Source organism: Vibrio sp. DW001 (assembly GCF_029016285.1).
Lineage (GTDB): Bacteria > Pseudomonadota > Gammaproteobacteria > Enterobacterales > Vibrionaceae > Vibrio.
Genome location: NZ_CP091975.1, coordinates 352,926 through 376,717, shown reverse-complemented (window position 1 = coordinate 376,717; position 23,792 = coordinate 352,926). Strand labels below are relative to the sequence as shown.

General features: G+C 42.0%; 23 protein-coding genes. 14 read left to right on the top strand and 9 right to left on the bottom strand.

All coding sequences use genetic code 11. The features are described 5' to 3' along the window. Positions 1-55: 55 nt before the first annotated feature. The 3 genes from leuC to L3V77_RS01840 all read left to right on the top strand — a co-directional run bounded on the left by leuC (position 56) and on the right by L3V77_RS01840 (position 3,011). Complete coding sequence (leuC, locus tag L3V77_RS01850) at positions 56-1,453, top strand: 3-isopropylmalate dehydratase large subunit (RefSeq protein ID WP_275135477.1); 1,398 nt, start codon at positions 56-58, stop codon at positions 1,451-1,453. A 10-nt stretch (positions 1,454-1,463) separates the two neighbouring features. Beyond that, positions 1,464-2,066, top strand: a complete 603-nt coding sequence (gene leuD / locus L3V77_RS01845) for a 3-isopropylmalate dehydratase small subunit (RefSeq protein ID WP_275135476.1) — start codon at positions 1,464-1,466, stop codon at positions 2,064-2,066. A 162-nt stretch (positions 2,067-2,228) separates the two neighbouring features. Then, on the top strand, positions 2,229-3,011 hold the full coding sequence (locus tag L3V77_RS01840; protein ID WP_275135475.1) for a DUF547 domain-containing protein: 783 nt from the start codon (positions 2,229-2,231) through the stop codon (positions 3,009-3,011). A 142-nt stretch (positions 3,012-3,153) separates the two neighbouring features. Here the strand turns inward: L3V77_RS01840 and djlA are convergent, their stop codons facing one another. Next, positions 3,154-4,011 (bottom strand): co-chaperone DjlA, encoded by an 858-nt coding sequence (gene djlA / locus L3V77_RS01835; protein WP_195706583.1) that lies wholly within the window; start codon positions 4,009-4,011, stop codon positions 3,154-3,156. Between the two features lie 228 nt (positions 4,012-4,239). Here djlA and lptD point away from each other — a divergent pair, with 228 nt between their 5' ends. Genes lptD through L3V77_RS01805 form a run of 6 tightly spaced genes read left to right on the top strand, consistent with a single transcriptional unit; the run spans position 4,240 to position 10,981 of the window. Continuing rightward, positions 4,240-6,564: an LPS assembly protein LptD gene (gene lptD / locus L3V77_RS01830; protein ID WP_275135474.1), complete on the top strand. Its 2,325-nt coding sequence runs from the start codon at positions 4,240-4,242 to the stop codon at positions 6,562-6,564. A gap of 43 nt (positions 6,565-6,607) precedes the next feature. Then, positions 6,608-7,903, top strand: coding sequence for a peptidylprolyl isomerase SurA (surA, locus tag L3V77_RS01825; RefSeq protein ID WP_275135473.1), 1,296 nt, complete (start codon positions 6,608-6,610; stop codon positions 7,901-7,903). Further along, positions 7,903-8,922, top strand: coding sequence for a 4-hydroxythreonine-4-phosphate dehydrogenase PdxA (pdxA, locus tag L3V77_RS01820; RefSeq protein ID WP_275135472.1), 1,020 nt, complete (start codon positions 7,903-7,905; stop codon positions 8,920-8,922). Before surA ends, pdxA begins: the two co-directional genes overlap by 1 nt. A gap of 2 nt (positions 8,923-8,924) precedes the next feature. Beyond that, positions 8,925-9,731, top strand: a complete 807-nt coding sequence (rsmA, locus tag L3V77_RS01815; RefSeq protein ID WP_195706579.1) for a 16S rRNA (adenine(1518)-N(6)/adenine(1519)-N(6))-dimethyltransferase RsmA — start codon at positions 8,925-8,927, stop codon at positions 9,729-9,731. A 49-nt stretch (positions 9,732-9,780) separates the two neighbouring features. After that, complete coding sequence (gene apaG, locus L3V77_RS01810) at positions 9,781-10,161, top strand: Co2+/Mg2+ efflux protein ApaG (RefSeq protein ID WP_275135471.1); 381 nt, start codon at positions 9,781-9,783, stop codon at positions 10,159-10,161. Between the two features lie 13 nt (positions 10,162-10,174). Further along, on the top strand, positions 10,175-10,981 hold the full coding sequence (locus L3V77_RS01805; RefSeq protein ID WP_275135470.1) for a symmetrical bis(5'-nucleosyl)-tetraphosphatase: 807 nt from the start codon (positions 10,175-10,177) through the stop codon (positions 10,979-10,981). Between the two features lie 81 nt (positions 10,982-11,062). Here the strand turns inward: L3V77_RS01805 and folA are convergent, their stop codons facing one another. The 6 genes from folA to rplU form a co-directional block, all read right to left on the bottom strand. Next, positions 11,063-11,542 carry a type 3 dihydrofolate reductase gene (gene folA / locus L3V77_RS01800; RefSeq protein ID WP_275135469.1) on the bottom strand — a complete coding sequence of 160 codons (480 nt, stop codon included), beginning with the start codon at positions 11,540-11,542 and terminating at the stop codon, positions 11,063-11,065. A 17-nt stretch (positions 11,543-11,559) separates the two neighbouring features. Next, entirely contained in the window at positions 11,560-12,024 is a 465-nt protein-coding gene (locus L3V77_RS01795; RefSeq protein WP_275135468.1) for a threonine/serine exporter family protein, read from the bottom strand. Next, positions 12,024-12,791, bottom strand: a complete 768-nt coding sequence (locus L3V77_RS01790; RefSeq protein ID WP_275136672.1) for a threonine/serine exporter ThrE family protein — start codon at positions 12,789-12,791, stop codon at positions 12,024-12,026. Before L3V77_RS01790 ends, L3V77_RS01795 begins: the two co-directional genes overlap by 1 nt. Positions 12,792-13,049: 258 nt before the next feature. Next, complete coding sequence (gene cgtA, locus L3V77_RS01785) at positions 13,050-14,216, bottom strand: Obg family GTPase CgtA (RefSeq protein WP_275135467.1); 1,167 nt, start codon at positions 14,214-14,216, stop codon at positions 13,050-13,052. A gap of 222 nt (positions 14,217-14,438) precedes the next feature. Beyond that, entirely contained in the window at positions 14,439-14,696 is a 258-nt protein-coding gene (gene rpmA, locus L3V77_RS01780) for a 50S ribosomal protein L27 (RefSeq protein ID WP_195706573.1), read from the bottom strand. 21 nt (positions 14,697-14,717) lie between these two features. After that, positions 14,718-15,029 carry a 50S ribosomal protein L21 gene (gene rplU / locus L3V77_RS01775; RefSeq protein ID WP_195706572.1) on the bottom strand — a complete coding sequence of 104 codons (312 nt, stop codon included), beginning with the start codon at positions 15,027-15,029 and terminating at the stop codon, positions 14,718-14,720. Between the two features lie 269 nt (positions 15,030-15,298). On the opposite strand from rplU, the gene ispB reads away from it, so the two are divergent. After that, positions 15,299-16,270 carry an octaprenyl diphosphate synthase gene (gene ispB / locus L3V77_RS01770; protein WP_275135466.1) on the top strand — a complete coding sequence of 324 codons (972 nt, stop codon included), beginning with the start codon at positions 15,299-15,301 and terminating at the stop codon, positions 16,268-16,270. A gap of 65 nt (positions 16,271-16,335) precedes the next feature. Here the strand turns inward: ispB and L3V77_RS01765 are convergent, their stop codons facing one another. Continuing rightward, positions 16,336-17,184, bottom strand: a complete 849-nt coding sequence (locus tag L3V77_RS01765) for a MurR/RpiR family transcriptional regulator (protein ID WP_275135465.1) — start codon at positions 17,182-17,184, stop codon at positions 16,336-16,338. Between the two features lie 122 nt (positions 17,185-17,306). Further along, entirely contained in the window at positions 17,307-18,242 is a 936-nt protein-coding gene (mdh, locus tag L3V77_RS01760) for a malate dehydrogenase (protein ID WP_275135464.1), read from the bottom strand. 339 nt (positions 18,243-18,581) lie between these two features. On the opposite strand from mdh, the gene argR reads away from it, so the two are divergent. The 4 genes from argR to L3V77_RS01740 all read left to right on the top strand — a co-directional run bounded on the left by argR (position 18,582) and on the right by L3V77_RS01740 (position 23,726). Then, positions 18,582-19,052 carry a transcriptional regulator ArgR gene (gene argR, locus L3V77_RS01755; protein WP_275135463.1) on the top strand — a complete coding sequence of 157 codons (471 nt, stop codon included), beginning with the start codon at positions 18,582-18,584 and terminating at the stop codon, positions 19,050-19,052. A 371-nt stretch (positions 19,053-19,423) separates the two neighbouring features. Beyond that, the gene (locus L3V77_RS01750; protein ID WP_275135462.1) at positions 19,424-20,392 is read left to right on the top strand and encodes a TAXI family TRAP transporter solute-binding subunit; all 969 of its coding nucleotides are present in this window, start codon (positions 19,424-19,426) and stop codon (positions 20,390-20,392) included. 224 nt (positions 20,393-20,616) lie between these two features. After that, positions 20,617-23,196: a TRAP transporter permease gene (locus tag L3V77_RS01745; RefSeq protein ID WP_275135461.1), complete on the top strand. Its 2,580-nt coding sequence runs from the start codon at positions 20,617-20,619 to the stop codon at positions 23,194-23,196. 92 nt (positions 23,197-23,288) lie between these two features. Further along, complete coding sequence (locus L3V77_RS01740) at positions 23,289-23,726, top strand: universal stress protein (protein WP_195706565.1); 438 nt, start codon at positions 23,289-23,291, stop codon at positions 23,724-23,726. Positions 23,727-23,792: the final 66 nt, after the last annotated feature.

The following is a 23,792-nucleotide window of genomic DNA, read 5'->3' as shown; positions in this document are numbered from 1 at the left end:
TAGAAAATGGCTACTCCATACCGAGTAGCCAGTCGACTCCATCAAGGAAGAAGCAATGTCTAAAACCTTATATGAAAAAGTCTACGCTGCGCACGTTGCTGTTGCAGCCGAAGGCGAAAACCCGATTCTATATATCGACCGCCACTTAGTTCACGAAGTCACGTCACCGCAAGCGTTTGATGGTTTGCGTGAGAAAGGTCGTAAAGTACGTCAGTTGGGTAAAACCTTTGCCACAATGGATCACAATGTATCCACGACCACCAAAGACATTAACGCTTCTGGCGAAATGGCTAGAATTCAAATGGAAACTTTATCGAAAAACTGTGAGGAATTCGGTGTTACCCTTTATGATCTAAACCATAAATACCAAGGCATTGTTCATGTTATGGGGCCTGAGTTAGGTATTACCCTTCCAGGCATGACCATTGTGTGTGGTGATTCACATACAGCAACACACGGCGCTTTCGGTTCTCTGGCTTTTGGTATTGGTACATCCGAAGTGGAGCATGTATTAGCAACGCAAACATTAAAGCAAGATCGCGCTAAAACGATGAAAATAGATGTCCAAGGCAAGGTAGCTGACGGCATAACAGCGAAAGATATCGTACTGGCGATCATCGGCAAAACAACCGCGGCCGGCGGTACAGGTTATGTCGTTGAGTTCTGTGGTGAGGCGATACGTGATCTTTCAATGGAAGGTCGTATGACGGTCTGCAATATGGCCATTGAACTTGGAGCTAAAGCAGGGCTTGTCGCACCAGACCAAACCACTTTTGACTATATCCAAGGCCGTGAATTTGCCCCTAAAGGTGCTGACTGGGATGCCGCGATTGAATATTGGTCGTCGTTAAAAACAGATGATGATGCAACCTTTGATGCAACTGTCATCCTTGAAGCTTCGAGCATTAAACCTCAAGTCACCTGGGGAACGAACCCGGGTCAGGTTATCGCTGTCGATGAACCTATCCCTGCTCCTGAAAATTTTGCAGACGCAGCAGAAAAAGCTTCCGCTATAAAGGCATTAGCCTATATGGGCTTAGAAGCGGGAAAAGCATTAACTGACTATAACGTGGATAAAGTGTTTGTTGGTTCATGTACAAACTCTCGTATAGAAGATATGCGTGCAGCCGCGGCGATTGCAAAAGGTCGCAAAGTTGCCGATCACGTTCAAGCATTGATCGTTCCTGGATCTGAGCAAGTGAAAGCTCAAGCGGAGCAAGAAGGCCTTGATAAAATATTTATCGACGCTGGTTTTGAATGGCGTTTGCCAGGCTGCTCTATGTGTCTAGCGATGAATAATGACCGCTTAGGTCCAAAAGAGCGTTGTGCTTCAACCAGTAATCGTAACTTTGAAGGTCGTCAGGGTCGTGATGGTCGTACACACTTAGTCAGTCCAGCGATGGCTGCTGCTGCCGCAATTGCTGGTCATTTCATTGATATTCGTAAACTATAAGGAGCAAACAATGTCAGGTTTTAAAAATCACACAGGCTTAGTTGTCCCTTTGGATCTTGCAAATATCGATACGGACGCCATTATTCCAAAACAGTTTCTTCAAAAAGTAACACGATTAGGTTTTGGTCAGCACCTATTTAATGATTGGCGCTTTCTCGATGATGCTGGTCAGCAACCTAATCCTGAATTTGTCATGAATGAGGTTCGTTACCAGGGCGCTTCAATCCTCATCGCTCGTGAAAACTTCGGTTGTGGTTCGTCACGCGAACATGCACCGTGGGCACTGGCAGATTATGGTATCAAGGTAATGATTGCGCCGAGTTTTGCTGATATTTTCTACGGCAATTCTATCAACAATCAAATGGTTCCTGTCCGCTTAACCGATCAAGAAGTGGATGATATATTCCAATTTGTTCAAGCAAACGAAGGCGCTCAGGTTACCGTTGATTTAGAAGCGATGAAAGTAACCGCAAACGACAAACAGTATTCATTTGAAATAGATGAGTTCCGTCGCCACTGCTTACTTAACGGCTTAGACAATATTGGATTAACGCTTCAACATGAAGAAAAAATCTCTGCATATGAAGATAATATCCCGACGTATATGAAGTAAACATGGCAGAAGCCAGTTCTGAGCGAGTGATTCGATTCATTCCTTCAGGACTGGCTCTTCTTCAATCGGATCAGGTCCTACCTAATCAATTTCAATTCAATGAAATTTAATTCTCACTCTCATGGTCTATCCTAATGAACATATTCTTCAATTGGGTTATCTATGAAATATTTATTACTTTGCATTAGCTTACTCTTCTCTACTTTTTCCTTTTCAGCGCCAAAAGCCGAGCTTTGGGACTATTGGAACCGAGCGGACGAGCAAAATACTCACGTTATCTCTCATCTTAAATGGCAATATTTTTTAGACAATTATCTTGTTGAAAAGAAAGAAAATACGCTTGTTCGTTATAAACACGTAACTCCATCTGATAAGCAACAGCTCAGATCCTATATATCAGGCATGGCTAAGCTCGATCCTCGAACCTACAACAAAGCAGAACAATACGCTTATTGGGTAAATTTATATAACGCGCTGACCGTGAATGTTATTCTGGACAACTACCCTATCAAATCTATTACCAAACTAGGTGGATTGTTTAGCTTTGGTCCATGGGGTGATGACATAGTCGTAGTTACAGGTAAAAAGCTAAGCTTAAACGATATTGAACACAGAATTCTAAGACCAATCTGGCAAGATGCTCGTACTCATTATGCGGTCAATTGTGCAAGTTTAGGCTGCCCCAACCTACAACCGGTCGCATTTGATGCCGCGAATCAAGAGATGTTGTTAGAGCAAGCGGCAGGCAGTTTCATCAATAGCAGTAAAGGTGTTAAGCCGTCAGGTAACAACATTGTACTGTCTTCTATTTACGAGTGGTTTCCCGAAGATTTTGGTTCTAAGGAAGCACTAACCAATCATCTAAAAAAATATAGACCTACGCTTTCTCTTCATCTCGATAAAGTTAAATACGATTACAATTGGGACCTCAATGAGGCCAAATAATGGTGCAGTACTTTCTCTAGTCAATTACTGCCGTTCCTATAAAAACAGGAAGCATTGTACTTCTGAGGTCTCCACTTTCGTGGAGACAACCGACTTTGACAACCTTAAGGTCGTCATTCCCATGAAAACGGGAACCTTTGTTCTACTTAATCCCTTTCTCTTTCTTTATCAGGTCGTAAGCCGCTTGAATATCCTGTGCTTTCTCTTTGGCCATTTCCATCATTTCAGGAGGTAGACCTTTTGCTACAAGCTTATCTGGGTGATGTTCATTCATGAGTTTACGATAAGCTCGCTTCACTTCTTTAGAATCCACATCATCGGTGATGCCTAATACTTTGTAAGCATCCGTAAGCTGATCCGCTGTCGTTGCCTGTTGCCAAGCCCCGCCTTGCCCTTGAGAATGATTCCAACCGCCAGCACCGCCCTCTCTTTGAAAACGAAAGGCCGCCTCTTGCATTTGCAATCTCTGTTCAAGCTGCTGAGTTGAAAACCCTAACCCTTTAGCGATAGCATGCAGAACAGTCCTTTCTGAAGGATGAAGGTCGCCATCAGCAAATGCGGCTGATATTTGCAACTCTAAGAAAAACTGTAAAAGATCATGCCTTCCTCCAGAGGATATACGAACCCGTTCAAGTATTTCGTTCAACGGAAAACCACTGGATTTCCCCTCGCGGAATGCATCTTGAGCCGCCTTTTTCTGATCCCCTCGAAGGTTCATTCGTTGCATCATCGTATCGGCTAACTGAATTTCTTCTTTGGTTACTTGTCCTTTGGCTTTAGCAACATGTCCCATAACAGAAAAAGCAGCCTTAAAAAATTCTGCCTGTTTTTCCGCTTGATTGGGTCCGCCGGAGAATGCGCTGGATGCTCTAAATCCTGCTTGGCTAAGTCTTCTTGCTTTATCAAACTGATGCCCTAAGAACAAACCAAACAGCGCGCCAAAAGCTCCTCCAAAAAGGAAACCAAAAAATATGCCTAAAATTTTGCCAAAAATGTGCATTATTATGCTCTCAATTATGAATTTTTGTTATGTATTGCGATCTTACATTGTTTGAACGCTCAATTGCTTTGAACTAAAAATAACTTCGAATTAGCGACACAACTCAATAGTTAAGATTGTTTTTGATGCCCATCATCACAAGTTCAGGTTATTATAAGGAACATTTTATATCAGAACAGGTCTATTTGACCTCTGAATGAATCAAGTTACACAGGATAGTTAAACTCGATGCTACTTTTCCCTCGCACATTGTTAGCTGCTTCTATTAGTGCAGCCGTATTCGTGCCAACAACTCAAGCTGAAACGTCACAAGACCCTAGTGTGCAGGAAATGCCCTCTACAGATCAATGCTTGATTGTGGATTCATCCACCAAAAATGACACAGAGGTCCCTGTGCATGTTGAAGCTGATAACGTCGAAGCGATAAATGGCGATAAAGCGACCTATACCGGCGACGTTGTTATTACTCAAGGACATAAGCGCATATCCGCTGATACAATAACCTTGCACCAGCAAGATAATATTGTTGTTGCTGAGGGTAATGTGCATTCTTATGATGGCCAGATAAAAACCATTTCAGATAAAGCCACAACGAGTCTAGATTCAGACGTTGCCACGCTAGAAAATACTCAATATGAGTTTCTATGTGAGGATGGCCGCGGTGACGCAAAGGTTATTTATCGCAAAGATAAAGCATTTTATGAACTGGAAGATGGCACGATCACTTCCTGTCCAGAAGGTGACAATTCATGGAGGCTAAGAGCTTCGTCGATTGAAATTGATCAGATTGATGAAGAGGCAACGCTGTTTAATCCAAGAGTTGAGGTTCTCTCTGTACCCATTTTTTATCTACCTTATTTAACTATTCCGATCGGTGATACCCGAAAAACAGGCTTCCTATACCCAGCCATCTCATTAGACAGTAAAAATGGTTTCGGACTTACCGTTCCCGTCTATTGGAACCTTGCTCCTAATTACGATCTACAGACTGATTTTAATTACATGGAGAAACGCGGTACGCAGCTTGATGCGAAGTTTCGTTATCTAACGGAAATAGGTTCCGGCTCATTCAGTACAGAATATCTCCCTGATGACAAAAAATACCTCGATAAAGGCGATCGCTGGGGCTTTAATTGGAGCCATACTGGCGTATTTAAAGAGGCATGGAAGTTTGAAATTGACTACTCGAAAGTCAGTGACATCACCTATTTCACCGACATCGATTCTAATATAGGTAATCGTGAAGACGGGCAGCTCCTTCAATCTGGCGAGGTCTCGTACCGATCAGACAGTTGGGATACCACGTTATTGGTAAGAGATTTTCAGGTATTGTCAACAGGCAGTTATCCTTATCGTTTGATGCCTCAATTAGAATACAACTATTACGCACCCCACTTTTACTCGAAGCTCGATTTTAATTTATTGAGCCATGTCAGTCGATTCGAAACGGATGACCCAGATAGCCCATCGGCTACCCGTTTACACTTTGAGCCAACGCTAGCCTTGCCGCTATCCACGACTTGGGGCACGTTTACTGCTGAAGCAAAGCTGTTCCAAACCTATTATGAGCAAGACATTGACAACCTAACCACAAGCAATGATTACGAAGAGCAGGTTTCACGAACCATTCCTCAGATAAGAATTCACTCAGGATTGTATCTAGAGCGCGATACCTCTCAAATTCTAGGCTATACCCAATCACTAGAACCGCAGATCCAGTATTTATATATTCCCGAAGAGGACCAATCGGAAATCTTTTCTGGATACGATACAACCAAGCTACAGCTTGATTACGACGGGCTTTTTCGTAGTAAAAAGTACAGCAGTGTTGACTATATTGCTCCAGCGAATCAATTCAGCTATGGTGCGTCCACGCGCTTCTTTGATGATGAATTTAAAGAGAGAATGAACCTCTCATTTGGACAGATTCTCTATCTCAACGATTCCTATAATGACTCCGTCTCAAATGAAACATCATCATCCTATTCGGCTTGGGCGCTGGATACTGAATTTAACTACGATGACTATCTTTTCTATCAAGGTGGATTTCAATTCGACACGGCGTCATCAAAGGTACAACTTGCCGATAGCACATTGGAATATCGATACTCAGGTGGGTACAGCCAGCTAAACTATCGTTACGTTTCACTGGATTATATTGCTAACAATGTCGACTTTATCAGCGAAGATGATTATACATCCTACACACGTGAAGGTATCAGCCAGTTAGGGTTTATTACCGCTTATAACCTCGGCCGAAGTTGGAAGCTAAATGGACAGTATTTCTACGATACCAACGAAAAAGTGAACCTTGAGTGGTTAGCAGGAGTCAACTATACCAGTGATTGTTGGTATATCGGATTCTCATACAGCAATCAACTCTACAGTTGGGATGAAATCGGGGTAGACTCACCGACTTATGAACAAAACTTTACGGTGAATTTTGGTATTGTAGGCTTTGGTCAAACACTAGCCGGAGGTTCAGGTTTAGCTGGTGTCGATTCATCTAATGCCGCTTTAGGCTATAGTCGACCTTTTGCACTTGGAAATTAACAGTCTTGCCATTGAGCAACACGAATTTATTGGTATACATTAAATGAAAATGTGGAAACACACCCTAATAGTTTTTTTATCTGTACTGTCAGCCTCAAGCATGGCTGCACCCGTTGAGCTAGATAGAGTCGCGGTAATCGTAAATGATGGTGTCATATTGCAAAGTGATATTGATATAGCGATCGTCACGCTTGAAACCAATTCGAAGAAAGGCAGCCAAGCTTTGCCAGACATCGACGTATTACGTGAGCAAGTACTAGAAAAGCTTATCGTCGATACTATTCAGTTCCAAGAATCAGAACGCCTTGGGGTAAAGATCGATGACAACCGTTTGAATCAAGCGGTTCAAGAAATCGCCAAAGAAAGAAACCTAACGGTCGACCAACTACAAAACTCGCTCACCGAAGATGGGGTAAGTTATGCTACGTTTCGAGAGCAAGTCAGGAAAGAGATCGCGATTTCCGAAGCCCGTAATGCGCTAGTTCGTCGTAGAATCAACATATTGCCAGCAGAAGTAGAGAGCTTGTCTGAGCAACTCGCTACCGAGACCAACGCCTCTGTACAATATCGACTTCAACATATCCAATTGCGACTTGAAGAGGGCACAGACAAACAAGCGCTTGAGAAAGAAGCCAACGATATTATTAAGAAACTTGATCAGGGTGAAGATTTTTCTACCATGGCAATCAGCTACTCAAAAGGACCTAAGGCATTAGAAGGTGGTGATTGGGGATGGCTACGCAAAGAAGAAATGCCAACAATATTTGCGGATCAAATAACGACTCAGGCAAAAGGTGCGGTTATTGGGCCATTTCGAAGTGGTGTTGGGCTTCATATCATCAAAATCGCTGATACTCGAGGCTTAGAAACTGTCGCAGTCACAGAAGTTAATGCCCGACATATTTTGATCAAAACCTCGGTAATACTCAGTGATGAAGGCGCCCAAAAACAACTACAGAACTACGCTCGTCGCATCGAATCTGGTGAGATTAAGTTTGGTGAGCTCGCAGAGCAACACAGCCAAGACCCAGGTTCTGCGGCTAAAAATGGGGAGTTGGGTTATCAAACCCCAGATTTATATGTCCCAGAATTTAAGCACCAAGTAGAGATATTACCCATTGGTCAAATAAGTGAGCCGTTCAAGACCGTTCACGGCTGGCATATTGTTGAAGTACTTGATCGACGTGAAGTTGACAAAACAGATACAGCACTGACCAATAAAGCCTATAGAATTCTTTTCAATCGTAAATTTAATGAAGAAGCCTCAGCTTGGATGCAAGAAATAAGAGCCAGTGCGTTTGTTGAATTTATTGAAAATGACGAAAGTGAAGAACAATAATGTCGACTAGAAGAATTATCGTCACAGCAGGAGAGCCCGCTGGAATAGGGCCAGATCTTGTCTTAGCCTTATCACAATCGGATTGGGCACACCAGATTGTGGTCTGTGCAGATAAAACCTTGTTAGCTCAAAGAGCAGCAGAGCTTGGGCTCAATGTAACGCTTGTCGATTACGATGGAACCATCGCAGCAAAACCCCAACAAGCAGGTTCACTGCTTGTTGATCATATTTCACAAGCTGAACCTTCAGTCGCAGGTCAATTAAACGAAAAAAATGGCCACTACGTCTTAGCGACATTAGAACGTGCCAATAATGGTTGTATGAGCGGAGAATTCGACGCTGTCGTAACAGGTCCGGTCCACAAAGGCGCAATCAATCGAGCCGGTGTCGCTTTTAGCGGGCATACCGAATTCTTTGCTGAAAAGTCGAATACTCCCTTAGTGGTCATGATGTTAGCAACAGAAGGACTGCGTGTTGCTTTAGTCACTACCCATTTACCTTTAGCTTATATCTCAAAAGCCGTTACAGCAGAGCGGCTAGAGAGTATAATCCGCATCCTTCATGACGACTTGGTCAATAAATTTGCCATCAAAGCCCCCAAAATCTATGTATGTGGACTCAATCCTCATGCAGGAGAAGATGGATGTTTAGGTGATGAAGAGATCAAAACGATCACCCCAACGCTTGAAAAGCTTAGGGCTGAGTGTGATTTTGATTTAATTGGGCCGTTACCGGCAGATACCATTTTTAATGAAAAATATTTAGCAGACGCAGATGCTGTGCTTGGTATGTACCATGATCAAGTATTGCCTGTGTTGAAATATAAAGGCTTTGGACGATCAGTAAACATTACTCTTGGTCTACCCTATATAAGAACATCTGTCGATCACGGTACAGCACTGGATCTGGCAGGAACAGGGCAAGCGGACACAGGAAGTTTCCAAACCGCTCTTAAACACGCGATAGAATTAGTTGAAAAAAAACCTTTTGTTAATAAGGGTCCTTTAATTGAGAGATAATAATGAGAAATGATGTCCACTTGGGACACAAAGCGCGGAAACGTTTTGGTCAAAACTTCCTGAATGACCCCTATATTATTGATGGTATTGTTTCTGCTATCAACCCTTTACCTGGGCAAAACCTTGTTGAAATTGGGCCAGGACTTGGTGCAATTACAGAACCCGTTGGGAAAGAGATCGATAAATTTACCGTTATTGAGCTTGATAGAGATTTAGCTGAACGCTTACGTAATCACCCTGACCTTTCGTCAAAACTGACGATTTATGAAGGTGATGCGATGAAATTTGACTTTACTCAGTTGATTAAACCGAACAATAAGTTACGTATATTTGGTAATTTACCTTATAACATCTCTACACCATTAATGTTTCATCTCTTTAAATTTCATAAAGATATTCAAGACATGCACTTCATGTTACAAAAAGAAGTCGTCAATCGATTAGCAGCAGGCCCAGGTAGTAAAACATATGGTCGATTGACCGTAATGGCTCAATATTACTGCAAAGTTGTGCCGGTGTTAGAGGTGCCACCAACCGCCTTTATTCCACCACCAAAAGTAGATTCAGCCGTCGTTCGTTTGGTTCCTTATGAAGAGATCCCTTATCCTGCAACTGACTTAAAATGGTTAGATAGAGTATGCAGAGATGGGTTCAACCAAAGACGTAAAACGGTTAGAAACTGCTACAAGCACTTGTTAGATACTGAAACATTAGAAGCTCTAGGAGTCAATCCAGGTATGCGTCCTGAGAATTTAACCCTTGAGCAATTTGTCGATATGGCAAACTGGTTAGAGAAACATCACAGCTAGAATAAAAACCCACAACGCTATTATCGACAATTGAACTATTGAGGTGAACATGGACGTTATTCAACCTTGTATCAAATGCCAAGTACACGCTAAGTACGTAGCAGAGCAATCTCAACCAGAACACAAACGGTACGTATTTGCCTACATCATCTCAATCAAAAACCTAAGTAACCAGACGGTTCAACTCATTGGAAGACGCTGGTTAATTACGGATGCAGATGGAAAGCAGATGACAGTAGAAGGTGATGGCGTTGTCGGGAAGCAACCCTATATAAAACGTAATGACGATTACACCTACACAAGTGCAACCGCAATAGAGACCCCTGTTGGTGTAATGCAAGGTCAATACATAATGAATGATGCAGACGGTACTGAGTTCATCGTAGAGGTCGATCCGTTTAGCTTAGCGATCCCAAATATTTTAAATTAAAGAGTGTAATTACGTGGCGAACTACATTGTTGGTGATATTCAAGGCTGCTTTGATGAGTTACAACTACTGTTAAACAAAGCCAATTTCGATCCGAAACACGACACTATTTGGTTTGCTGGTGACTTAGTTGCCCGAGGTCCTAAGTCCCTTGAGACATTGCGATTCGTTAAGTCTCTTGGTTCCGCGGCGATCACTGTTTTGGGTAATCACGATCTACATTTACTTGCCGTTTCATTGGGAATTCACCCACAAAAGAAAAAAGACCGAACACTGCCTATATTCTCGGCACCAGATAAAGATGAACTTCTAGATTGGCTAAGGCATCAACCATTGATTGCAGAGCATGACGAGTTTGTCGTTTGCCATGCGGGTATCTCTCCTCAATGGGACAGAAAACAAGCTTGTGCAGCATCTAAAGAAGTCGAAGCTGAACTGCAAGGGGATAACTGGAGATGGCTCATAGAACAAATGTATGCTAACTCACCAGACTATTGGGATGATGATCTGCAAGGAATCGAACGTTATAGGTACATTATCAACGCTTTTACCCGTATGCGTTTTTGCTTTACAGATGGTCGCCTAGATATGCTTTGTAAGCTCCCACCTCAAGACGTCACCTCTAAAAAACTGGTCCCTTGGTTCAAGCTAAAACAGAGAATAAAATTGGATAAAACCATCTTATTTGGTCACTGGGCCGCTCTGTCAGGTTTTGAAAATAAACACGCAATAGGTTTAGATACTGGCTGTGTCTGGGGCGGTACTTTAACCATGTTGCGCTGGGAAGATAAAACCTTTTTCAGCCAAGAAAGTTTAAGCTAATTGTCAACAACCACAGAACAATTAGCTTAAACAAACCAAGTTAGGCCCTACTGTAAATAGAATCTACGTATACAAAGGGGCTCATTTTTCAAGAACAACAAACCGCATATCATGAGCATTTTTTTCATCCGCTAAAAACGACTCAGAATAGGTCTCTTTCCACTCGTCTCCCCAATCAGGAAACTTGGTATCACCCTCTATATCTAATTCTATGTAGGTTAAATACAGGCAGTCTGCTTTCTCTAAACACGCTTGATAGATAGACCCACCACCAATTATCATCACTTCATCATGCTCAGTAACAAGCTCAACCGCTTGTTCAAGCGAAGTAACACAATCTACACCTTCTATCACTAGCGATACATCGCGACTAATGACAATGTTTTGCCGACCAGGTAGAGGACGGCCAATAGAATCATAGGTCTTACGACCCATAATAATTGGCTTCCCCATAGTACATCGCTTAAACCAAGCGAAATCAGCGGGTAAATGCCAAGGCATTTGATTATCTTTACCTATCACTCTGTTTCTCGCCATTGCGGCTATCATGCTGATTTTCATTTTATGATACTTCTCGTTTAAATCACGGATCTGCGTCGATAGAAGAGTAACCCTGGCATCGCCAATCCAATGGCAAGGCCTGCGATAATAAACATCGCTTTCAAAAAGTTCTCCATTAATACCGACACCAATTCAGGGGTATAACCTAAATGATTTATCTCTACTAATGCGATCATAGCTTTAAAAGCAAAGACACCAGGGACCATGGGTATTAATGCCGCGACGGTAAACACCTTTGGATGAGCCAAAAACTTACGAGACCAATAGACACCAATCATACCGACGATTGTCGCAGCAAAAAAAGTCGCCCATTCTATAGGTACACCATATTGAAGCATCAAATACCTTGAACCATGTCCAATTGCACCACCAACCGCGCAATACTTTAGTGCTTTTTGTGGCACATTAAATACAAGAGCAAAACCTACTGCAGGAATAGAAGCAAAAAACATATCATTTAGAAGACCAATTATTATTTCCATTAGTCTACCCAGCCCCAGACGCCGACCAGCGTCATTGCACCAACAATACCTAAACAGGTTGCCAGAGTTAACAAACTTCCCATTACAAAACGGGCAATACCTATATTTATGTACCCTTTTACCATATCAGCAACAGAATTAATCAATGGAAAACCAGGAACCAACATCAATACTGAAGATGCCATTGCTATAAAAGGGTGGTTACCAATACCATATACCATGGCTTGAGCAGAAATAAGTGTGGTGACAAAAGCCGTTACAGCAAAGTTAATTAAGGGGTTAAAATGCCGATGACCGATCTCTTGTCTTACGATCATTCCAATAGCTGAGGCCAAAAAGGTTATCGAGACAATTGACCAATCACCTCCAGCCAAGTGACTAAATGATGCGCAAGATAATCCTATCATTAGAACAACCAACCAACGATTATACCTAGCAGGACTGATCTTATTTAGTCTATCCTGTGCCAGAGAGTAATCTAGTAGCCCTTTCTCCATCATGATGCAGATACGTTGAATTTGAGTAACAACGCGCATATTTATGCCGCGATCTGGCGCTCGCCTTGTTGTTGTCATACAACGATCATGAATAAATGTCGTCACGACAATTGAGTTAGCAGATAAAGACACTTCTACTTCGTCAGCATCACTTGCTAACCCCATGCGTCGCATAATATCTGCAACCAGAGTACTTTCTGCTCCATGAGCCAACAACATCTGTCCTGCTTGAGCAACTAACCGAGAAATAGCGCGTTGCTTATCCTCTATACTCATATTTGTGTCCACTTAATGTCCTTATACTAGGGTTTGTTAATCTTTCGTGATTAAATTTTGTTCGAGATAAAAGCGTTTGTTGGTGACCAACCAGTTGTTTCCCCAGATTGGCATCATTTTATACCTACCGATCTATCTAACTCGCCTATGCACTATATATTGCCTCAAAATTCAAACGTATAACATGATTTGGGTATAAAAAAACCGCAACATACTGTCGCGGTTTCATTGATAATATTGATTTAGAGGACATCAGTCACGAACATAGATAACATGACCATCATCTATATCGTCGTCGTCATCATCCCAACTATCTTCTGTGATAACATCTTTGCCAGATATTGCATCCTTATGATAATCATCCCACATAAAGTCGACTTTATCTTCTTCAGTCAATTCAATCTTTTCTCTTGGAAGCGCATCCATGAAATTAGCCAGCTTATAACAAAGATCTTTGGTCCCGTTCTTGTTTACAGCCGAGATCTTGAAATACTGATCTTCCCATCCTAAAGCATCCACTATCTCTTGAATCTTCTCATTTGCTTCGTCTTCAGGAAGAAGATCAATTTTATTGAAGATCAACCAACGAGGTTTCTGCGACACTTTCTCGCTGTATTGCTCGAGTTCGTCAATGATAGTAAGTGCATTCTGCACAGGATCACTACCATCAATAGGCAGAATATCAACCATATGCAATAGAACGCGACAACGCTCCAAGTGCTTGAGAAAACGAATACCTAGTCCAGCACCTTCTGCAGCCCCTTCGATCAAACCAGGAATATCGGCAACGACAAAGCTCTTTCCTGGAACAACACTCACCACACCTAAGCTAGGGATCAAGGTTGTAAAGGGATAATCAGCGACTTTAGGTTTAGCCGCAGACACCGAACGAATAAAGGTCGACTTGCCTGCATTGGGTAAGCCCAGCATACCTACGTCAGCAAGCAGTAGTAGCTCTAAACGCAGTTCACGCACTTCACCTTTAGTACCCATTGTCTTTTGACGTGGAGCTCGGTTCACAGAAGATTTAAAACGTGTATTACCTAGGCCGTGCCAACCGCCTTTTGCGATCATCACTTTTTTTCCGTGTTCAGCGACTTCACCGACAATTTCATTAGTGTGTATATCTACTGCACGTGTTCCAACAGGTACTTTAAGAACTTTGTCTTGCCCACGCTTACCAGTACAGTTACCACCACTACCATTTTGGCCACGTTCGCCAGGATAAAAACGCTGAAAACGGTAATCAATAAGGGTATTCAAGTTTTCATCGGCAACCAAATATACGTCACCACCATCACCGCCATCGCCACCATCCGGGCCACCTTTGGTAATGAATTTTTCTCTCCAGAAACTTACAATGCCGTTACCGCCATCACCTGCTTCTACTTTTACAACCGCTTCATCTACGAATTTCATCTCTTACTCCGCACTGGGTGCAATTATCATCCTAAAGGGACAATAATAATTTTAGCAGATCCAACATCAATCAGATCGATCACCCAAGATCAATTACTATCTGCTCAATAGAACATAAAGAAAAAACTCTTTAGTCCAAGACATCTCTTTATTTATGTTCTGCTATAAATAAAAAACCCCGCCTAATCGGCAGGGCTTTTAAATTCAGCTTGAAACTAAAAATTAATCAGCTTCGATGCTTACGAATTTACGGTTTTTAGGACCTTTAACTTCAAATTTCACTTTACCTTCAGATAGAGCGAAAAGAGTATGATCTTTACCGATACCAACGTTTGTGCCAGCGTGGAACTTAGTACCACGTTGACGAACAATGATATTACCCGCTAGAACTGATTCGCCACCAAAACGCTTAACGCCAAGACGTTTGCTTTCTGAATCGCGACCGTTACGAGTAGAACCGCCAGCTTTTTTGTGTGCCATTGTATATCTCTCCTAACTAAATTAAGCGCTAATACCAGTGATTTTCACTTCAGTGAACCACTGACGATGGCCTTGTTGCTTACGAGAGTGCTTACGACGACGGAACTTAACGATTTTAACTTTATCGCCACGACCGTGTTGAATCACTTCCGCAGTTACTCTACCGCCCTCAATAAGAGGAGCGCCAATGGCAATTTCTTCGCCATTAGCAACCATAAGAACAGTATCGAACTCAACTGTTGCGCCAGTTTCAACGTCTAATTTCTCTAAACGAAGGGTTTGGCCTTCGCTTACTCGGTGTTGTTTACCACCAGATTGGAAAACAGCGTACATTTTTTACTCCGCTTTTTCCGCACAGCCTATGCAATTGTACGAGCATTTGGGGTGTGCGCTAAACTAATCATCAATAGGGCGCAGATTCTACGTGAATGTACTTCCTATGACAAGCCATATTTGTAAAAAAATGGCGAAAAGATAATCGCCAAACAAAAGTGGGAGAATCATGCCTTTAGATGGTGTAATTTTCAATGTTTTTTAGTGTAATATTAGACAATTATTAGAAACAGATGCCCTTATGGGAACTGAACTCAGCCGGAAAGAAGATGGATTTTAAAGCTATCCAAGCACTTACTGCCAGTGACATGGTAAAAGTAAACGAAATAATTCAAGCTCAATTGAACTCAGAAGTAACATTAATAAACCAATTAGGTTTTTATATTGTTAGTGGTGGTGGTAAACGTATTCGCCCTCTTCTTGCCCTTTTGTCGGCGAAAGCACTTGGATATCAGGGAAATGATCACCAAATGGCGGCTGCGTTTATTGAGTTTATCCATACCGCAACCTTACTCCATGATGACGTTGTTGATGAATCAGACATGCGTAGGGGGAAAGAGACCGCTAACATAGCCTTTGGCAATGCCTCTAGCATTTTAGTGGGCGATTATATGTACACTCGTTCTTTCCAAATGATGACAAGCTTAGGATCCTTAAAGATCCTTTCATTAATGAGTGAAGCGGTAAATGTGATTTCTGAGGGTGAAGTACAACAATTGATCAACTGCAATGACCCGAATACCTCTGAAAAGAGCTATATGCAGGTTATATATTCCAAGACAGCTCGGTTATTTGAATCGGCCACTCAAATTGGTGCCATTCTAAACGACGCATCTGAGGACGTTGAGCTCGCAATGCAGAACTACGGTAAATACCTAGGTACGGCATTCCAGTTGATTGATGACGTACTTGATTACACTGCTGACGGGAAAGAGATGGGGAAAAACGTTGGTGATGACCTAGCTGAAGGTAAGCCTACCCTTCCTCTTATTTATGCAATGCAAAACAGTAACGAACAACAACGCATGATGATTCGTGAGGCAATAGAAAAAGCCAATGGTATGGAGAAGTTGGATGATATCTTAGCTGTCATGCAAAAAACTGGCTCTCTCGAATACACCACTCAATTGGCCTATAACGAAGCAGACAAAGCCATCGCAGAACTTACTATCTTGCCGGAATCAGAATATAAAGACGCATTGATCGCCCTTGCCCATCTGGCTGTAAAACGAAATAAATAAGACGCGGAGCTAGAATAAGCAGTTGAGCGAGAGATATAGAAGAAGAGGATTCTTATCACTCTCTTCTATATTGTTCCTAATTCAAATATTGTCTGCTTTCTCTTTTCATCTATAGCACTGTCCTTTTCAGCCATCAAAGATATCAATCTATAGAAAACAATATCGAATATAGCCATTTGCGAGATTTGAGCAACACTGCTCATCACATCGAGGTGCTCTTCGCTATAGAAGAAAGGAAGAGTTACATCGGAAAGATCATTTAGCGTCGATTGGCCACCGCGGGTAATTGCTATAATTTTACACCCTGATTTCTTAGCGATCTCTACTCTAGAGACAATCTCTTCCGTTTCACCATTTGCATTCAATACTAATACCACATCTTTCTCACCTAATTGTCGAGCGAAACAATCTTGCAAATAACTATCTGATTGGAAACGTACAGACTTACCCAACTGCATAAATTTCTGCATGATATGAGACGCAACCACAGATGATGAGCCAAGGCTAAAAATAGCAATGGATCGTGCGTTAAAAAATAGATTCGATACTTCTTCTATCCTATCTGCCGTCAATGACTCGACACTGTTCTCTAAACTTTCCGTTAATAAATAAGACGATGTTTTGATTATATTTTGCAGCGAACCACTTCTGCTAAGGTCGTTATACAATGAACGATTACTTCGTTGCGCTTGCAATGCCATATAGTCGAACTTAAACACCGAGTACCCCTTATATCCCAAACTCTGAGCAAAACGAACGATAGAAGCATTGCTAACCCCACAACGCTTACCAAGTGAAATCGCGCTCATTTCAGATATATCGGTATCAAGTAATAAAAGCTGAATTGCAATTTTCATTTCAGCATCATTACCAACCTGCGCTAACGATTCCAAATTTTTCATCAATATAGACATAATTAACCTAACACAAGTGTATTGCTCAATACATTTCAGGACGGAGACCATTTAGGACGAGACAATAGTAACAAAAAAGGCAGCGTAGATACGCTGCCTTTTAATCACTGAATGACTTATTGCTACTTAGCGAACTCTTCTCCTTTAGTAATGTCACCATTCAATGTATCTAACATTCCATCAAGTGCTTGTGTCTCAAATGCACTCAATGCGCCGTAACTTAATACTTCTTCGATACCATTTTTACCTAATTTAACAGGCTGTGCAAAGAAACGAGTATGTTCACCAGCCCCTTCAACGTATGCACACTCAACGATACCCTCTTCACCACTTAACGCTTTAACTAAAGCGATGCCGAAGCGACATGCTGCTTGGCCCATAGAAAGGGTTGCAGAACCGCCACCGGCTTTTGCTTCCACAACTTCAGTACCTGCATTTTGAATGCGTGTAGTTAATGCAGCAACTTCTTCGTCAGTAAACTCTACGCCTTCAACTTGAGATAGCAAAGGAAGAATCGTGACACCAGAATGGCCACCAATAACAGGAATACGGACTTCACCTGGATCTTTATCTTTTAGTGCCGCAATAAAGGTTTCTGAACGGATCACATCAAGAGTAGTAATACCAAATAAACGACGCTTATCGTATACACCCGCTTTTTTTAATACGTCTGCTGCAATAGCAACCGTTGTATTGACAGGGTTAGTAATGATACCAACCAATGCCTTAGGGCAAGTCACTGCAATTTTCTCTGCCAGAGACTTAACAATCCCTGCGTTTACATTGAAAAGATCTGCGCGATCCATACCAGGCTTACGGGCAACACCAGCAGAAATAAGCACAACATCAGCCCCTTCAAGTGCTGGAGTTGGATCTTCGCCAGCGTAACCTTTGATCGAAACAGGGGTAGGGATATGACTCAAATCAGCGGCAACACCCGGTGTAACTGGAGCGATATCATATAGGGCTAAATCAGTACCTGCTGGAAGTTGGTTTTTTAGTAAAAGAGCTAGAGCTTGCCCAATTCCACCTGCAGCACCAATAACGGCTACTTTCATAGTAGTTCTCCTTGAAAAGTTAAGATTAATTTTGATTCACGTAAATTTTATGTTGTTAATATAGGGTATACATACGAAATTAAATGAATCATTAATCGATTACAATTAATTAACGTCAGCTTTGCGACTTAGCGCAACTCACATATGACGTGCTACAAAAGTCGTATTGAAATCTAGAACTTACCCGTAATGGTAAATGTAGATGAGATGTAGCAACTCTAAAATTTTTTGTCGCTATATAGAGTGATAAAAACAACAAATTTCGGGGGATTATTTGATGAATAGAGAGAGAATGTGAGAAGATACCGCCATTGAATGGTATGAGACGAATAAAACATCATGCGCAATACAGAAAAACAAGATAATTTAGTTAAAGCCTTTAAATCAATATTAAAAGAAGAACGATTTGGCTCTCAAGGTGAAATTGTTGATGCCCTAAAATTAGAGGGATTTGACAATATTAACCAATCCAAGGTATCTCGAATGCTCACCAAATTTGGTGCGGTAAGGACGAGAAATGCCAAAATGGAAATGGTCTATTGTTTGCCTGCTGAGCTTGGCGTCCCTACTACATCAAGCCCATTACGTGAGCTTGTTTTAGACATAGACCACAACAATGCGATTGTCGTCATTCATACTGGTCCTGGCGCAGCGCAACTCATTGCTCGTCTCTTAGATTCCTTAGGTAAGTCAGAAGGTATATTGGGCGTTGTCGCTGGCGATGACACCATATTTATTACACCAACGATGAATGTGACGACGAAGCAATTGTTTGACTCCGTTTGTTCACTTTTTGAATACTCTGGTTAGTACTTGAATCTATGCGGTGCCAATATGTTCTCTCTTTGGTTGATAGTTCAAAAACTCATAGTTGTTAAAAAAACCTCTATTGATACTGTGATTTACATCACAAATAAAAGCTCTCCTTGCATAAATCAGTCATTATACTAAGTGACTGATTTTTCTGTGTAAAACAAAAAACCAATCGTTCACACTCTCTCTGTGGCACAAAGTTCACCTTTGATTTATTTAGGATTATTATAAGTAGAACCCTTTTTTTGTTACCATACGGCCACTTTTTCATGAATTTGATTGAAAAAGATGCCTTTTCCAAACAGGAAGCGCCTGTAACAGCTAGACTTAAGCACTACAGGATAAATAATAAATAAAAAGGAACATTCATGGCATTTCGAAAACTTGTCCAAGTTGGTGCAATTGCAGCAACAATACTGGGTGCAAGCGCAGTTAACGCTCAGGAATTTATTACTATTGGTACTGGTTCTGTCACTGGGGTTTACTACCCAACTGGTGGCGCAATTTGTAAACTAGTAAACAAAGGACGCAAAACCCATAACATTCGTTGTTCTGTTGAATCTACTGGTGGTTCGATCTATAACATCAACACCATGCGTGCAGGCGAACTAGACTTTGGTGTTGTCCAGTCTGACTGGCAATATCACGGATACAACGGGACAAGCAAATTCTCAGAGCAAGGTGAATTTAAAAAGTTACGTGCAATGTTCTCCTTACACACTGAACCATTTAACATCATAGCTCGTACAGATTCAGGAATTAATGGCGTTGCAGATCTTCAAGGTAAACGCGTAAACATTGGTAACCCAGGGTCTGGTGACCGTGCAACGATGGGCGTTGTAATGGATGCATTTGGTTGGACAAATGACAGTTTCAAGCTAGCATCAGAACTGAAAGGTTCAGAGCGTTCACAAGCACTTTGTGACAACAAAATCGATGCATTCATTTATATGGTTGGTCACCCAAATGGCTCTATCAAAGAAGCAACAACATCATGTGATGCTAAACTTGTTTCTGCAACGGGCCCTGAAGTTGATAAGATTGTGGGTGACAACCCATACTATACTTATACTGCTCTACCTGCAGGAACTTACCGTGGTACAAAAGGAGATATTAATAGCTTCGGTGTTGCCGCAACGATGGTTACCACAACCGATGTTTCAGATAAAGTTGCCTACAATTTAGCTAAGGCCGTCTTTGAGAATTTTAGCACCTTTAAGCGCCTGCACCCTGCGTTCGCCAACCTTAAAAAAGAAGATATGGTAAAAGCAGGTATCTCTATTCCTCTACACCCTGGTGCCGAGAAATACTACAGAGAAGTTGGCCTTCTTAAATAATTATTTTTACGTTATTTGTTAAATTAAGGAGGCATTTGCCTCCTTATCAATTTATTTGTTAAAGACTTTCTTTAACACTATTTTCAGATAAATCAATTTGCTGTACTAAGCTAAAACGGAGCCGCTCTGTTTGAAAGGTAGAATCTTTCACCTTTTATAACCTAAACATATTTCGCTCTTGTTTTGACATACAACAATAGACCATCAATATAAGGATAAAGTACATGACGCAGACAACCAAACCGTCTCCAGATGTGCAAGAAATGGTGGCCCAATCCGATACAGGAGCCCGAAACCCGAAAGGAGTTCCTGGCCGTGTTTTATGGTTTGTGCCGCTTTGCTGGTCATTATTTCAACTTTGGTACGCATCACCATTACCGTTTATTTTCAATTTTGGCGTACTTAATGACACACAAGCCCGATCTATTCACTTAACATTCGCTATTTTTTTAGCATTTACGGCCTATCCAGCACTTACCCATTCATCACGTGACAAAGTTCCTCTAGTCGACTGGGTTTTAGCGTTAGCGGGTAGCTTTTCTGCGTGTTATATCTATTTGTTTTACGCCGAACTCGCCGATCGCTCTGGTGCACCTACAACATTTGATATTGTTGCTGCTGTTATTGGTATGGTGCTCCTTATGGAAGCAACGCGCCGAGCATTAGGACCACCATTGATGGTGGTTGCCGCCGTATTTCTATTTTACACCTTTGCTGGCCCACATATGCCAGATGTCATCGCCCACAAGGGAGCGAGCTTAAATAAAGCAATGTCTCACCTTTGGTTAACAACAGAAGGTGTGTTTGGTGTTGCATTAGGTGTTTCTACCTCTTTTGTATTTTTATTTGTACTGTTTGGTGCAATGCTTGATCGTGCTGGCGCCGGAGGGTACTTTATCAAAGTCGCCTTCTCTCTACTTGGTCATATGCGTGGAGGCCCTGCAAAAGCAGCAGTTGTAGCATCAGGTCTTTCCGGTTTAGTGTCAGGTTCATCTATTGCTAACGTAGTTACCACTGGCACATTTACCATCCCCTTAATGAAGCGTGTTGGCTTCTCTGGTGTAAAAGCTGGTGCCGTAGAGGTTGCCGCTTCTACCAATGGACAATTAACACCACCGATTATGGGTGCCGCTGCCTTCTTAATGGTTGAATATGTCGGTATCTCTTATGTGGAAGTTATCAAGGCAGCAATATTACCCGCTCTAATCTCATACATCGCTTTGCTTTATATTGTTCACTTAGAAGCATGTAAGGCAGGTATGGTCGGTCTACCGCGACGTCATACACCAAAATTTCTAAACAGTATGCTGTCATTTGTCGGTTCGATTCTCGGTTTATGTGTATTAGGTGCAGCCGTTTATTATGGCGTAGGTTGGACAAAGGACGTATTCGGCGCAGCCGCAACGCCTATCGTGACCGTCGTACTGCTTCTCGCTTATCTAGGCCTGGTCAGTATATCGGCCAGATATAAAGAGCACGCTCATATGTCAATAGACGAGGAGCTATTGGAAGTACCTGATGCTGGACCAACGATTAAGTCTGGTCTCCACTTCTTGCTGCCTATTGTTGTATTGGTATGGTGTCTAACTGTTGAGCGTTTTTCCCCAGGCCTATCGGCTTTCTGGGCAACGGTCTTTATGATCTTCATCTTGCTAACTCAGCGTCCTCTTATGGTATTTTTTGCAAAAGAAGGCGATATCAAGGAGAGTATTAAAGAAGGCTTTGTCGACCTATCAGAAAGCCTTGTATCAGGTGCTCGTAACATGATAGGCATCGGTGTTGCTACCGCAGCAGCCGGTACGGTAGTGGGTGTGGTAACGCTTACGGGTATTGGCTTGGTCATGACCGACTTTGTCGAATTCATCTCTGGCGGTAGTATCATATTAATGCTGCTATTTACGGCAGTCATCAGCTTAGTGTTAGGTATGGGGCTACCAACAACAGCAAACTATATTGTGGTATCAACGTTAATGGCTCCGGTCATCGTAACGCTTGGCGCCGCTCATGGTTTGATCATCCCATTGATTGCTGTTCACCTATTTGTGTTCTACTTTGGTATTCTAGCCGATGATACACCGCCGGTAGGTCTCGCCGCCTTTGCCGCTGCGGCGATAGCGAAATCAGATCCTATTCGCACAGGCATACAAGGTTTCACCTACGATATACGAACGGCAATTTTGCCATTTATGTTTGTATTTAACACCCAGTTGTTACTAATGGGTGTCGACACTTGGTGGCATTTATTCCTAACGGTAGCGTCTTCGATTATTGCTATGCTGATATTTTCAGCAGCAACTCAAGGATATTGGTTTACCAAGAGTAAATGGTGGGAAACGGTTCTTCTTCTCATATTAACATTTACTTTCTTTAGACCCGGTTTCTGGTGGGATATGGTCTATCCAGCGAAAGATCATTACTCAGGAGTAGAGATAGCTCAAATTACCGAAAATCTCGATGTGGGACAATCGCTTGAACTAAGAGTCTCTGGTGAAAACCTAGAAGGTAAATACATCGAAAAAACCGTTGTTTTACCATTTGAAGACGACGCCAAAGGTGCGGAAGAACGAATTGCATCTATGGGTTTGATGCTGGTTGAAACCGACAATAAAATGATCGTCGACATGGTTGAATTTGGCAGCCCAGCAGAGTCTGCGGGAGTCGACTTCGATTGGGAAATCAAGTCGGTCATTGTACAAGCCGAACGACCAATGAAAGAGTGGGTATTTGTACCTGCACTTCTATTAGTTATTGGTTTAGGTATAAATCAGAGACGTCGCGCTCGTAAGGATGAACTAAGCGCGTAGTATTTTTCGGCATTAACAATTTATCGTTAATGCCAGAAATAACTGAATAGGGATAAATAGGGTGAACGCCCTCCTAATGTAGAGATAATATAATGTATAAACAAATCCTTGTTCCTGTTGATTTAAATGATAAAGGCTTTTCAGATAGAGCGGTAGAACTGGCCGTTTGGCATGCGAAAGCATCCAATGCAGAGGTTCATCTTTTGACTGTGCTTCCTGGTATTCACATGTCGATGGTCGCGACTTATTTTCCAAAAGATGCAGCAAATAAGATGAAGCAAGACGTTAAGCGACAGCTTCAAAAGTTTGCCAGCCAGCACGTAAAGGAAGATGTGATCTATAAAACACATGTAGCAGAAGGCAAGCCTTACGCTACTATTCTTGAGTTCGCAAGCAAACTAGGCGCAGACTTAATCATCATGCCTAGCCACAAGCGTTCAAAAGTAGATAAAGTTGTACTCGGGTCTGTGGCAAGCAAAGTTGTCCAAAACTCACCGATTAATGTACTGGTAGTAAAACCGCAAGGATAAGCGGCAATTGCAACATTAATGATGGAATCAAAATGAACGCTATTAAGTGAAATTGCCCTCTCTGAT

Excerpts from the sequence above, each read along its gene's own strand:
- folA (WP_275135469.1), bottom strand. The coding sequence starts at position 11,542 with ATGAAAATCAGCATGATAGCCGCAATGGCGAGAAACAGAGTGATAGGT.
- leuD (WP_275135476.1), top strand. The coding sequence starts at position 1,464 with ATGTCAGGTTTTAAAAATCACACAGGCTTAGTTGTCCCTTTGGATCTT.
- argR (WP_275135463.1), top strand. The coding sequence starts at position 18,582 with ATGCGCAATACAGAAAAACAAGATAATTTAGTTAAAGCCTTTAAATCA.
- rpmA (WP_195706573.1), bottom strand. The coding sequence starts at position 14,696 with ATGGCACACAAAAAAGCTGGCGGTTCTACTCGTAACGGTCGCGATTCA.
- lptD (WP_275135474.1), top strand. The coding sequence starts at position 4,240 with ATGCTACTTTTCCCTCGCACATTGTTAGCTGCTTCTATTAGTGCAGCC.
- rsmA (WP_195706579.1), top strand. The coding sequence starts at position 8,925 with ATGAGAAATGATGTCCACTTGGGACACAAAGCGCGGAAACGTTTTGGT.
- ispB (WP_275135466.1), top strand. The coding sequence starts at position 15,299 with ATGGATTTTAAAGCTATCCAAGCACTTACTGCCAGTGACATGGTAAAA.
- rplU (WP_195706572.1), bottom strand. The coding sequence starts at position 15,029 with ATGTACGCTGTTTTCCAATCTGGTGGTAAACAACACCGAGTAAGCGAA.
- L3V77_RS01745 (WP_275135461.1), top strand. The coding sequence starts at position 20,617 with ATGACGCAGACAACCAAACCGTCTCCAGATGTGCAAGAAATGGTGGCC.
- L3V77_RS01750 (WP_275135462.1), top strand. The coding sequence starts at position 19,424 with ATGGCATTTCGAAAACTTGTCCAAGTTGGTGCAATTGCAGCAACAATA.
- cgtA (WP_275135467.1), bottom strand. The coding sequence starts at position 14,216 with ATGAAATTCGTAGATGAAGCGGTTGTAAAAGTAGAAGCAGGTGATGGC.
- apaG (WP_275135471.1), top strand. The coding sequence starts at position 9,781 with ATGGACGTTATTCAACCTTGTATCAAATGCCAAGTACACGCTAAGTAC.
- L3V77_RS01740 (WP_195706565.1), top strand. The coding sequence starts at position 23,289 with ATGTATAAACAAATCCTTGTTCCTGTTGATTTAAATGATAAAGGCTTT.
- L3V77_RS01765 (WP_275135465.1), bottom strand. The coding sequence starts at position 17,184 with ATGTCTATATTGATGAAAAATTTGGAATCGTTAGCGCAGGTTGGTAAT.
- L3V77_RS01840 (WP_275135475.1), top strand. The coding sequence starts at position 2,229 with ATGAAATATTTATTACTTTGCATTAGCTTACTCTTCTCTACTTTTTCC.
- L3V77_RS01795 (WP_275135468.1), bottom strand. The coding sequence starts at position 12,024 with ATGGAAATAATAATTGGTCTTCTAAATGATATGTTTTTTGCTTCTATT.
- leuC (WP_275135477.1), top strand. The coding sequence starts at position 56 with ATGTCTAAAACCTTATATGAAAAAGTCTACGCTGCGCACGTTGCTGTT.
- surA (WP_275135473.1), top strand. The coding sequence starts at position 6,608 with ATGAAAATGTGGAAACACACCCTAATAGTTTTTTTATCTGTACTGTCA.
- pdxA (WP_275135472.1), top strand. The coding sequence starts at position 7,903 with ATGTCGACTAGAAGAATTATCGTCACAGCAGGAGAGCCCGCTGGAATA.
- djlA (WP_195706583.1), bottom strand. The coding sequence starts at position 4,011 with ATGCACATTTTTGGCAAAATTTTAGGCATATTTTTTGGTTTCCTTTTT.
- mdh (WP_275135464.1), bottom strand. The coding sequence starts at position 18,242 with ATGAAAGTAGCCGTTATTGGTGCTGCAGGTGGAATTGGGCAAGCTCTA.